Genomic DNA, 11374 nt, shown 5'->3' with positions numbered 1-11374 from the left:
GCGCGGTGGTGATGATCAGAATGTCGCGGATGTTCGCCAGGATCAACGTCGAGAGCGGGTAGTAGATCATCGGCTTGTCGTAGACAGGCACCAACTGCTTACTGATCCCCATCGTGATCGGATGAAGGCGCGAACCGGTACCACCGGCCAGAATGATTCCCCGCATGACGTGCATCCTCCCAGATCAGGACTGCAGCTGCTCGCCCGCTATCACTGCCACGGGATGCGATACGGCTGGTCGTCCGGTTCGATCGGCCAATTCGCGGGCCAGTCGACCATCGGATCGGCTCGAAGTTCGGAAACCTCCGGAGGTATCGGCCGGGCGTCGATTTCGATGCGGTCCCACGTGGTGTCACCGGCCGCGACGTGTGCTGCATATCTCCTCAGCTCACCGGACGCACGAGGGGATCGAGACAGCCGGTCCAACAACAGCGCGGTGACGGCGGTACGCGGCCGCGGCGCACCCACGTCGACGCTGTCGGCGTGACGACGTGCGTTCTCCAGCCGGCCGACCGCGTCGAGAACTCGGTTGTACGCAATCCCCGCGACAGGCTCGTCGATCATGCGTCCTGCCACGGAGCTGTGCCTTCACCGACGGAGAATCTGTCGTCGGGCGTGAAGATCACCGGAGTGATGTCAGCCGTCCTGGCGGTATCGACGGCCATCTTTCCCCTGTCGAGAGCTTGGTTGAACGGTTCGAGGTGGTGGTCTATTCGTCGGCTGATCTGCCCCTCCGGATCGGTAATCGCGTCGAGAAAACGACCGAACTGGTCGACGGCGTCCTCGATTCTGCGTACGAGGTCCATCGTCAAGTCCATTGTCTTCCAAACGATCTCGACAATGCTCGCCACTTGCCAGGCTGTCCCGACGAACGGAACCTTCTTGAGCGCGACCTTCATCGCGGATCGACCGGAGCCCAGATCGACTTCAGCTTCGAGCATCTCGGCGAGCTTTCCGACGACGGTTCGGACGCCGTTCTTGATCTGTTCGGTGATGATTTCCGACAGTGCGTGAATCGTTCGTCCGCACGGGCCTTCCCAGTACATCGCTGCGACTTGCCGTTGTGAGTAGTCCGAAAACGCTTGTGCCGCGAGACCGTCCCAATACGGGTCGACGCGTCGCACACCGTTCTCGAGCGATTCGGCGGCGGCTTCCATGGCGCTGCCCGCAATGTCGAATACTTCACCCAATCGTCTGATCTCGTTCCAATTACCGCTCAGTGGCAGCGTCACTTCGTTCAGCGGACTCCACCCGCTCAGTTCGAAGATCGTGCTGTCCACTTCTCCGAGCCACCCGGCGGCGTCGTCGATCACCTCACGGGTTTCGTCGACGGCCGGATTCGGTGGGGGATAGTCGATTCCGGAGGGTTCGCCGTAGTCGACCGGGGTGGGGTAGTCCTCGACGGCACCGACCGCAGGACTTTCGGAGGTGCCTGGTTGGGGTACCGGAACCGGAATCAAGTCGGTGTGGGCATTGAGGGCGTCGTAGTTCTTCTCTTCCAGGTCGACGTAGAGCCAGGCGGCCTTCCGAAGTTCGTCGCCGATGTAGCAGCAGTTGGCGGACAGGTGGACGTGCCGCGATCGCGTGTACTCCTGGTAGTGCGCGATGAAGGGTGCGAGGCGTTGAAGGACTTGACCGGGGATGGTCTCGCTGAGTCCTGCGTGCTCATTGATGTAGTAGTGGCTTGCCAGAGTCTGTTGCCCGATGCGGTCCGCGAGTCTGCCCATTCCGGCGACTTCGGACGGCCGTGCGGTGAACACTTCGTCCACGTCAGCTCCTTCTGATCGACGAAATGATGTCGTCGATTTGCGAATCGCGCAGTGCGTTGTCCACACCGCGATCGGCCTGCACCAGGAAGAGCGCAGTCGCGGCGGTCGCATGACCCGGAGTCGCGACCACGTCGAATGTTGCTGCTGGAGGGGTACAGTCCTCCGCTTCTTGCGGAATGTTCTCCACATTCGCCCGGTAGCGAACCGCCGGCTGCCCTCCGAGATCGAAAGCCTGGGGACCGTCGATCGTCACCGAGGGGGCGGACACGCCCGTTCCGTCCGCGTAGATCGACAGGGCTTTCTCGACCTCGGTTCGCGCCGTCATGTCGAGATCGTCTGCCGGGCGCCCGGTCATTCCCGTCATCGCCAGCGCGGAGTATTCGCCGTCGTGACACTCGCGCCGCTCGTAGAACCCCACAGCGCCATAGATCATCGACGATCCGTCCTCGGATTCCCACCCGGCGAAACCGTCGTACCAGTTGTCCCAATCCGCCGGTATGTCGTATGTCAGCCCGAACTTGGTGGCAATGGGCTGCGGCTGCCCGTCGGGAACGTCGATCTTCGGCGGCGGGAATTCCATCGACGGAAATCCCGACGGCAAAGGTGGATCTGTCGTTCGGACGACCGAACCTGCGGGCCGCGGCGACGTCGTACCCGCCACGCCCTCGTATTTTCCCGGCACCTCCGGCGCCAGTTTCGGTATCCCCCACAGCACCAGGTTGAATACCGCCAGGCTTCCTGCCAGCAGCAGAAGCCGTCTACGCAATCCCATATGCACTCCCCCCGAAGTCGCGCCGAACGCTAACACGACGTCCCGACAAACCCGCCGGGACCGGTAGGGTCATGACCATGAAACTGCTCGTGACCGGGGGCGCTGGGTTCATCGGTGCAAATTTCGTCCATCAAACCGTCGCCGAGCGGCCTGACGCCGAAGTAACGGTGCTCGACGCCCTGACGTACGCGGGAAATCGGGAATCGCTCAGCTCGATCGAGGACCGAATCGAGTTCGTGAAAGGCGACATCGCCGACCAGAAGCTCGTCGAGAGTCTGGTGAGGGACACCGATCTCGTCGTGCACTTCGCCGCCGAGTCGCACAACGACAACAGCCTCGCCAACCCGTGGCCGTTCGTGCACACCAACGTCATCGGCACGACGACGCTTCTGCAGTCGGTCCGCGAGCACGACGTCCGCTACCACCACATCTCCACCGACGAGGTCTACGGCGACCTCGAGCTGGACGACCCGGCGCGGTTCACCGAGTCGACGCCGTACAACCCGTCGAGTCCCTACTCGTCGACGAAGGCGTCGAGCGATCTCCTGGTCCGTGCCTGGGCGCGGAGCTTCGGAGTCCGGGCCACGATCTCCAACTGCTCCAACAACTACGGTCCGTACCAGCATGTCGAGAAGTTCATCCCCCGTCAGATCACCAACATACTGTCGGGCCGACGACCCAAGCTGTACGGCGAAGGCAAGAACGTCCGCGACTGGATCCACGTCGACGACCACAACAGCGCGGTCTGGACCATCATCGACAAGGGCGTGATCGGCGAGACCTACCTGATCGGCGCCGACGGCGAGAAGAACAACCGCGAGGTCCTGGAGACCATCCTCGAAGAGACCGGCCAGGCCGGCGATGCCTTCGATTTCGTCACCGATCGCCCGGGCCACGACCTCCGCTATGCGATCGACTCGACCAAGCTCAGGGCCGAATTGGGTTGGACGCCACAGTATGTGGACTTCCGCAGCGGTTTGAAGGCGACCGTCGACTGGTATCGCGAGAACGAGGAGTGGTGGCGCCCGCAGAAGGACTCGACCGAATCGACGTACGCGCAGACCGAGTCGGTTCTGTCCTAGCGGGACATGCGGTTTCGGAGCAGCAGGTAGACGCCACGTCGCATGAACGACGTGGCGAGCGCCTTCGCGTTCCCGAGCCGTACGTCGGCGGCGGACAGCAGGCCCGGATGAGCTGCGCTCAGGCTCCGGTGGAAGTCCGCGGCCTGGCGTGCCTGTTCCGTCGCGAGTTCGACGCTCCACTGGCCGGAATTGATCCGAAACGTCGCCAGCGGCTGCGGTATCGCGACGACGTCGCCATGCAGTGCGACGCCGATGAACGTGGCCTGGTCGATCAGATAGGGATGAGCGTTGTCCCACAGCCCGATTCGCTCGAGAACCTCGCGCTTCATCATGACGCAGCCCGGTTCGCCGAAGATGTTGGCGCCTGCCCGAACTGCGGCGCGCGCAGCGTCTCGACCGGACGTCAACCCCGACAATCCGTCGAGCCCTCGGGCGGCGATGAACGTCTTGCCGTAGGCGTCGATCAACGTGCGTTGCGACGCGACCAGCACGGCCGAGGGGTGCTCGTCGAACGCTGCCACCTGCGCGGCGAGCGACGTGGACAGGATGGTGTCGTCACCGCACACGAGCTTGATCAGTTCCCCGCCTGCCTCGGCGGTGACGCGATCCCAGTTCCGCTTGGCGCCGCCGCCCGCTTCGGTCGTCAGCACCCGGATGCGTGGGTCGTCGTACTTCTCGACGACGGCCATCGTCCCGTCGGTCGACGAGTGGTCTGCGATGATCAATTCGAAGTCCGTGAACGTCTGTCCCAGAATCGATTCGATCGTCTCACCGATGTACTCGGCATTGTTGTACGCCGGGACGACGACGGATACCCGTGGGCTCATGTTGTTGTCTTTCTGCGAAACGAGAAATCGCGGTAGCCGAAGAAACTGGCGACAGCCATGATCGCCGTGACGACCAATTGCGAAGGGATGGGCGGGAAGTGCAGGAACGACACGGCGACGGTCATCAGTGAGATGTTCGCCAGGAACGCCCCGAAGTTGACGACGAAGAACCGCCACAGGTCACGTAGGACGTGGCCACGTACCCGAAACACCAGGTAGCGATACATCGCGAACGCGCACAGCACGTTGCACAGATAGCCGAGCACGATCGCGGCGTGATACCCGAAGCGCTCGCCGATCAGCAACTGCCACAGTATGAACCACGCGGTGCCGAGCGCTGTGTTGACGCCGCCCACGAGCAGGAACGCGAAGGCCTGGTTCTTGATGATTCGCATCAGCGGCCCAGGGGTGCCGCTCATTCCGGCCGGAGGGGCGCTCACCGGCTGACTCCGAGTGCACGACGCGTCGCTTCCAGTGTCGACGCGATGCCGGCCGGCAGTGTGCGATGGGTCCTTCGGTCGATCTCGGGCCACACCGTCGACCGCAGTCGCAGGTCGCGCCCCTGGAACGCGGCCAGCGGTGATGCGGCGAGGACCACGTTGGGGCGTCGTCGAAACACGGTTCGGCACGCGCCGAGAATGGAACCGATGGTGACGGCGTGACCCGACGCGAAGATCTTGACCGTCGGGGGTTCACGACGCGACTTCGTCAATGCCAATGCGTCGGCGACCATTTCGGCCGCGTCGGACACGAACAGGTAGTCGCGCAGCGTATCCATCGGGACGTAGATCGACACCGGAGATGCCATCAGATATCCGCGGCACAGATGCGAGATCAGCCCCTGCGGCTTCGCGAGGTTCTGCCCGGGTCCGTACAGGTTGGCGAAGCGGCCCATGACGACATTGACGTCGGTTGCGTCGCCGAATTGCCGTGCGATGTCCTCGGATTCGAGCTTCGCTCGGCCGTAGTCGCCCAGCGGCACGGGCGGGCTGTCCTCGTGGTGTGGCGCACCGGACGCGCCTGCATACACCCCACCCGCCGACGAGGCGAGGAACAGTGTGCCCTCGCGAGACCTGTTGCCGATCGACTGGGTCAACACACGAATGAGGTCGTTCTCGGCGTCGAACTCGGCGAGGGTCGTTCCGTTGACCCCTGCGCCCGCGGCCCACACGATATTCCAGGGTTCACCGTCGTCGAAATCTTCGAAGAACGACGAACATTGTTGTTGCAAAGCGTCTTTCGCTGATTCGTGATTCGACCACGGTACCGCCGACGTCTGGACGGCGTGGCCGCGTCGACGAAGCTCCCGCGAGACCGCCGATCCCAGCAGTCCGCCGCTGCCGACGACCCATGTGTATGTCGTTGTCACGCGGGCGAATCGGGGTCGGAGGCGCGTTCGGTGCGGCCGAGCGGCCCGTCTGCGGGGTCCGCCACGATCAGGTACGGCGGCTTGCCCATCGCTGTCTTGACGTTGACGCCGACGTACTCGGCGACGATGCCCAGGGAGAACAGCGTCGCGCCGAAACCGAACAGCAGCACCACCATCGTCGAAGCCCACCCGCGGACGACGGTGTTGGCGTCGAACAGTACGTAGGACGCGAGAACGTACGCCACCAGTACGAGACCGAGCAGTGCGAACGCTATTCCGATGAAGCTGACGAGTCGCAGTCCCTTGGTGCCGCTCGAGAGCACCATGCGCCAGAAGTGGGACAGCAGCGTGCGCAGGCGATATCCCGATCGTCGGTCGACTTCCTCGCGCAAGGTGACGGGACTCGTCGTGACCTCGCCGGCGATCCAGCTGAGCGCCACGTCGAGATACGCCTCCGATCCGGCGTATGCGGCGACGGAGCGACCGACCTCGCCAAGGACCAGACGAAAGCTCTGATAGTCGACGGTGTTGTCCGCGGCGAGCGCTTTGGCGATGACCCACTTCGATCCGCGCGATGCGGCGTTGCGCCACAAACCATGGGGCGCAACGTTCGTCGGCTTGGCATACACCAGCGAGGACTGGCGATCCAGTGCCGTGTCGAGCAATCCACCGATCTCGGCGGGGTCGTGTTGGCCGTCCTCGTCCATCGTGACGATCCATTCACCACCACTCGACGCCATACCTGCCAACGTCGCGGGATGCTGCCCGAAGTTCCGGCTCAGCCAGACGCCGCGAACGACGTCGTGTTTGCGGACGAGTTCGCGGATCACGTCGGCGGAACCGTCGGGTCCGTGGTCGAACACGAGCAGCACTTCCTCGACGACCATCGGCCGCCCACCAGGAGTCTGCGTCGGATGGGTCAGCGGGAGGATCTCGTCGACGAGTGCACGCAGCGTCCGCTCGCCCTGATAGACGGGCACCACGATCGAGATGCGGTGCGGGTCGCGGGATGAATCGGACGGGGGCATCACGGGGTATGAGCCTATCTGCTCGGGCTCGTCGTACTGGGTTTCGACGAGGTCGGTTCGTGGATTTCTTCGAGGACCGTCGCCCCACGACGATCCGTGCGTCGTCGCCTCACGTCCAGAACCACCAGTAGACCGAGAACGACGATGCCGCCCGCCATACCGGCGAAGCCGATGCGTTGACCGGGTGGACGGAAGTCGATCTTCAGGTCGGCGTCGGATGTTCCAGGTGGTAGGTCGACGTACAGGAAGATGTCGCCGATGCCTTTCGTCTGCAGTGGTTCACCGTTCAGCGTCGCCGTATAGCCGGGCCAGGCGAGCCGCGCGAACACGACGCTGCCACCGTTCGGGGAGGTGACGCGAACCTCTTCGGAATCCGCGGCCGACGAGACCGACGTCGCGGTGACGCCGACGGTCGCCGAGATGCGGCCCTGGTCGCTCGGAAGCGGTCCCGCGATGCGCTCCAACACGTACGTCTGGCGAGCCGAGTCGGCGGTGGGCGGCGTGACCCACTTCCACCCAGGCGGCGCGGGCTGGTCGTCGATCAGCGGGTACTGGTTCTTCTGCAGTACGACGCGGTCGAGCCGCATCAGATCGGCATAGGTCTTGCCGGTGTAGGCGTCGACCTGGAAAAGGCGCCGATAGGCGTCAGGGCAGGTGGATCCTTCGTGCTCGAAGCAGAGCAGGTTGGCGAAGTCGAGATAGCCGACGGGTGTGTAGGCGTTGACGTAGTCCAGGTCCAGCACCTTGGCCGAATTGCCGTACACCTGTGAATGCCACGGCAGCCGAGGGTCGTCGGGTTCCGAGGCGCTGGTCTCGGTCAACTCACGATTGCCGAGCTGCAGCGTCGACCCCTCCCACTTCGGAAACTCCGAGCGCGCCTCCGACTGGGACGCGGGCAGCCACCACTTGTCGAACGGCGGGTCGTAGTTCGCGACCTGATACATCGCGACGGGCGCGATCGTGACCAGCAACAACGCGGCCGTCGCCCTGGACCCAAATCGCCGAGCCAGGAACAGCGCAAGCCCGCCGACGACAGCGATGAGCACCCCGGACACGAGGTGACGGCCGAACAGCTCCGGCCCCGACGAGCCGGCGCGCAGCACCAGAATCAGGACCAGCAACGACGCCGCCAGGATTCTGGGTCGCAACCGCGTCAGCGTGCCGTAGCGGCTGAGGATCGTCGTCACGAGAATCAACGCGAGAATGCCGACGAACGGCAGGACGCGCGCCGGCCAGCGGATCGGGCCGATGTCGCTGGGGCCGGCGGTGAAGACCAGCACGAACACGAGCAGGATCAGTGGGGCCGTGAATTCGCGCAGAGCGGCGGGAACGCGTTGCCACGCGACGAACGCCAGCGCCGGAACGAGGAACCACGCGATGTACGTGACGGGAGACGCTGTCGTCTCACCAGTCCAGGACTCGATGCTCGTCACCGACGACGGGATGCTCGCGGTCAGCGTCTCCGACCAGGGTGCCGTCAGAAAATTGTCGTTGAAGGCGCCTTCGACGCCGCTGCGCCAGGTGACGGCAGACGTCAGCACTCCGGGCAGGAAGGTGATCGCGCCGCACGCCGCGGCCGCGATTCCGACCGTCGCCACTCGTGCGGCCGGCTGCCAGCGACGCTGGAACACCCACTCGCCGATCGCCAGCGAGCCGATCATCACGCCTGCCATGACCGCGGCGTGCACGTAACCGACGCTGATCGCGAGGTAGAGGAAGACGAACGGCAGGATCGGGCCGGAGCGGCCGCGTGCGTAGGAAATGGAACTTGCCCAGGCCTGCATGATCCAGGCGGTGCCCATCAACGCGGTGATCCACGAGGTGTTCTCGAAGAACAGCGTGAATCCGACGAACGGCGCGCTCGCACCCGCGACGGCCGCCCACGCGGGACGCGCCCCGTACGCGAGTCCGACGCGGTACACGCCCCAGGCCAGAACGATCGAAAATCCGAGCTTCACCGACGTCGCCAGCACGACGAGGTTGTCGACGGACGGCGAGATGTAGTTGATCGCCATCTGTACCGGGTTCCACAACCCGCCCTGGCCTTCGACGGGATAGTTGCCTGCCATCCACTGATCGAGAACCAGCGACGGGAAGTGGCCGTCGCGCAGTATCCGACCCAGTTGCAGCCAGTTGGGGACGGCACCCGATTCGGTGTCGTCGATGTAGAAGAACCGCGGATCGACGGCGAGGATCAGCAGATAACCCAGTACGACGACGGCCGCGACCGCGGCACCCCAGGCCAGGCGTTCGGTCCTGCTTCCGAGCCCAGGATCGTGTCCGTGCTGCATCGTGCTGGTCGTCACTGTTCGCTCCGTATGTGATCAAGGGCTGTACGACTGTATCGTCCGCGCACCTCGTCAGCCGAAAGACCAGGCCGTACCGTGCGTCGGGACGGTCTTCCACAGGACTGTGCGACCATGGTCTCCGGCGAGGTTGCCTGGCAGGACGGCTTTGCAAGAAAATCGACGAAGATGGGGTTTCTCGAGGTATGGACGGCACTGCTCTGAATCGTCTCGATGCACCATTCGGTGGGTCCGCGGCAAGCGCGGTAGGACTCACGGCGCAGCGAACGCTGTTCGACGGCCCGTCCCCGCTGGTCAGCGCCGATATGTATGCCACCGTGGCGAAGGGCAACGCCGAACGTTCGCGGTATGTCGCGAAGCTCGCCAAGCGCACCGTCGTCGAGACCAACAGCTACTTCGGACGCTTCCCGGCCAGTTACTGGCAGCGATGGACCGAGGTGACCGAGGCGCGGTTCGTCGCGACCGTCACCGGTTCGGGCCGCGTCGACGTCGTCGCCACCGACTACAAGGGCAAGAAGCGCACCGTGGCGAGCACGACGGTCGACACCGACGGCCAGCCCAGCCGCCTCGTGCTGACGGCCAAGGTCAAACAGTTCCTCGACGGCGGCGCGCTGTTCGTCCGCTTCACGACGACGTCCGGCGAGCTGTCGGTCGAGGATGCCGAGTGGACCGTCGACGCACCCGAGAAGATGCGTCCGACATCCGTCGTCATCTGCACGTTCAACCGCGCCGACGACTGCGCCAACACCGTCGCCGCCATGGCCGACGATCCCATCGCGCTTCACGGTGTCGACAATGTCTACGTCGTCGACCAGGGCACCGACCAGGTGCAGACGCGTCCGCTGTTCCAGCGCGTGCAGGCCGAGCTCGGCGACAAGCTCGTCTACATCACCCAGCCCAACCTCGGCGGTGCAGGCGGATTCACGCGCGGCTTGTACGAGGTGCAGGGCAAGGGCGGCGATCCGGCCAACGTCGTGTTCATGGACGACGACGTGCTGTGCGAGCCCGAGGCCATCGTCCGGATGAACTCGTTCGCCAACAAGACCGTCGAACCGGCGATCGTGGGCGCGCAGATGCTCTACCTGCTGCACCCCGACCGCGTCCACGTCGGCGCCGAGGTCGCGAATCTGCAGCGGCTCGAGGCCGGCCTGCACGTCAAGAATGCGATTGCCGACAAGAGTGCGCTGAAGAAGAAGCAGGACATACGCGTCGACGCCGGTTACAACGGCTGGTGGTCGTGCCTCATCCCGTCGGAGATCGTGTCGCAGATCGGCTACCCGCTGCCGCTGTTCTTCCAGTGGGACGACATCGAATACGGATACCGTGCTCGCGCAAACGGATTCGCGACGGTGACGCTTCCCGGCGCGGCTGTCTGGCACGCGGATTTCGCGTGGAAGGACTGGGACGAGTGGCACCGCTACTTCAACCTGCGCAACGGCATGATCACCGCGGCCCTGCACGGCGGACTCGACGGTAGGCAGCTCGCGCGTCAGCTCGGCACCGACCTGTTCCGCTACCTGGTGTCGATGCAGTACGGCATGGCGTTCACGCTGATCAAGGCGGTCGAGGACTTCCTCGTCGGTCCGAGCAAGCTTGCCGACGGCGGTATGGACGCGGCGGCCGCGATCCGACGCGAGCGCTCGGCGTACGACGAGACGAAGCGTTACGACGCCAACGCCGTCCCCGGAGTCCGCCCGGCCGACATGTTCATCACGCCTGCCGGTCCGCACCCGAAGAAGAGCCTCGAGTGGGCCGTGTTGGCCAAGCGCGTGCTGAACCAGTGGCGTGGCCGGGTCGTGCCCGGCCCGGTGGCGATCAGCGCCGACGACGCCCATTGGTGGCACGTGTCGCTGTTCGCGCATGCCGTCGTGACGGATCGTTCGCAGGAAGGCGTGCGAGTGCGCAAGCGCGACAAGGCTGCTGCGATCGACCTGGCCAAGCGTGGCGTGACGGCGTTGCGCCGGCTACGGACCGAGACGGACAACGTCTCGGAGACCTACCGAGTGTCGATGTCGGACCTGACGAGCCGGGACAACTGGACGCGCCTGTACAGCTGAGGCGGCTGCGCCGCACGTGCGCGCGAATGTACAGCCCGCTACACGGCGGTCTCAAGCGGTCATCGCAACGAGCGTCTTGTCGTATGCCTTCAGAGGAGTATCCCATCCGAGGGTCCTACGAGGACGGTTGTTGAGTAGGTCCTCGACCTCGGCGAGCCGTTCCG

At 64.6% G+C, this 11374-nt stretch carries 11 protein-coding genes; 2 read left to right on the top strand and 9 right to left on the bottom strand.

Going from position 1 to position 11374, the window contains the following annotated elements; all coding sequences use genetic code 11:
• From RhoFasB10_RS25325 to RhoFasB10_RS25310, 4 genes are all read right to left on the bottom strand, one after another.
• Window positions 1–166 (bottom strand): sugar phosphate nucleotidyltransferase (locus RhoFasB10_RS25325; RefSeq protein WP_167679221.1); only part of this gene is annotated, 166 nt, incomplete at its 3' end.
• Window positions 167–210: 44 nt separating this feature from the next.
• Window positions 211–576: a hypothetical protein gene (locus tag RhoFasB10_RS25320; protein WP_308115138.1), complete on the bottom strand. Its 366-nt coding sequence runs from the start codon at window positions 574–576 to the stop codon at window positions 211–213.
• Window positions 561–1769 carry a hypothetical protein gene (locus RhoFasB10_RS25315; protein ID WP_167679219.1) on the bottom strand — a complete coding sequence of 403 codons (1209 nt, stop codon included), beginning with the start codon at window positions 1767–1769 and terminating at the stop codon, window positions 561–563. The genes RhoFasB10_RS25320 and RhoFasB10_RS25315 overlap by 16 nt, the downstream gene beginning before the upstream one ends.
• Window position 1770: 1 nt before the next feature.
• Window positions 1771–2541, bottom strand: a complete 771-nt coding sequence (locus RhoFasB10_RS25310; RefSeq protein ID WP_240931463.1) for a hypothetical protein — start codon at window positions 2539–2541, stop codon at window positions 1771–1773.
• A gap of 77 nt (window positions 2542–2618) precedes the next feature.
• On the opposite strand from RhoFasB10_RS25310, the gene rfbB reads away from it, so the two are divergent.
• Window positions 2619–3623: a dTDP-glucose 4,6-dehydratase gene (gene rfbB, locus RhoFasB10_RS25305; protein WP_167679217.1), complete on the top strand. Its 1005-nt coding sequence runs from the start codon at window positions 2619–2621 to the stop codon at window positions 3621–3623.
• Here the strand turns inward: rfbB and RhoFasB10_RS25300 are convergent.
• From RhoFasB10_RS25300 to RhoFasB10_RS25280, 5 genes are read right to left on the bottom strand one after another with little or no spacing between them, the layout of a single operon-like run.
• On the bottom strand, window positions 3620–4450 hold the full coding sequence (locus RhoFasB10_RS25300) for a glycosyltransferase family A protein (protein ID WP_167679215.1): 831 nt from the start codon (window positions 4448–4450) through the stop codon (window positions 3620–3622). The genes rfbB and RhoFasB10_RS25300 overlap by 4 nt on opposite strands.
• The gene (locus RhoFasB10_RS25295) at window positions 4447–4869 is read right to left on the bottom strand and encodes a GtrA family protein (RefSeq protein ID WP_114331139.1); all 423 of its coding nucleotides are present in this window, start codon (window positions 4867–4869) and stop codon (window positions 4447–4449) included. Before RhoFasB10_RS25295 ends, RhoFasB10_RS25300 begins: the two co-directional genes overlap by 4 nt.
• 17 nt (window positions 4870–4886) lie before the next feature.
• Window positions 4887–5819, bottom strand: coding sequence for an NAD(P)-dependent oxidoreductase (locus RhoFasB10_RS25290; protein WP_167679213.1), 933 nt, complete (start codon window positions 5817–5819; stop codon window positions 4887–4889).
• Window positions 5816–6847, bottom strand: a complete 1032-nt coding sequence (locus tag RhoFasB10_RS25285; protein WP_206031362.1) for a glycosyltransferase — start codon at window positions 6845–6847, stop codon at window positions 5816–5818. Before RhoFasB10_RS25285 ends, RhoFasB10_RS25290 begins: the two co-directional genes overlap by 4 nt.
• Window positions 6848–6861: 14 nt before the next feature.
• Window positions 6862–9153: a hypothetical protein gene (locus RhoFasB10_RS25280; RefSeq protein WP_206031361.1), complete on the bottom strand. Its 2292-nt coding sequence runs from the start codon at window positions 9151–9153 to the stop codon at window positions 6862–6864.
• A gap of 185 nt (window positions 9154–9338) precedes the next feature.
• On the opposite strand from RhoFasB10_RS25280, the gene RhoFasB10_RS25275 reads away from it, so the two are divergent.
• Window positions 9339–11210: a glycosyltransferase gene (locus tag RhoFasB10_RS25275; protein ID WP_167679211.1), complete on the top strand. Its 1872-nt coding sequence runs from the start codon at window positions 9339–9341 to the stop codon at window positions 11208–11210.
• Window positions 11211–11374: the final 164 nt, after the last annotated feature.

It is taken from the genome of Rhodococcus sp. B10 (genome assembly GCF_011770055.1).
Classification (GTDB): Bacteria; Actinomycetota; Actinomycetes; order Mycobacteriales; family Mycobacteriaceae; genus Rhodococcoides; species Rhodococcoides kyotonensis_B.
This window is presented reverse-complemented; position numbering and strand designations above follow the sequence as displayed.

Excerpts from the sequence above, each read along its gene's own strand:
- RhoFasB10_RS25285 (WP_206031362.1), bottom strand. The coding sequence starts at position 6,847 with ATGCCCCCGTCCGATTCATCCCGCGACCCGCACCGCATCTCGATCGTG.
- rfbB (WP_167679217.1), top strand. The coding sequence starts at position 2,619 with ATGAAACTGCTCGTGACCGGGGGCGCTGGGTTCATCGGTGCAAATTTC.
- RhoFasB10_RS25310 (WP_240931463.1), bottom strand. The coding sequence starts at position 2,541 with ATGGGATTGCGTAGACGGCTTCTGCTGCTGGCAGGAAGCCTGGCGGTA.
- RhoFasB10_RS25295 (WP_114331139.1), bottom strand. The coding sequence starts at position 4,869 with ATGAGCGGCACCCCTGGGCCGCTGATGCGAATCATCAAGAACCAGGCC.
- RhoFasB10_RS25300 (WP_167679215.1), bottom strand. The coding sequence starts at position 4,450 with ATGAGCCCACGGGTATCCGTCGTCGTCCCGGCGTACAACAATGCCGAG.
- RhoFasB10_RS25275 (WP_167679211.1), top strand. The coding sequence starts at position 9,339 with ATGGACGGCACTGCTCTGAATCGTCTCGATGCACCATTCGGTGGGTCC.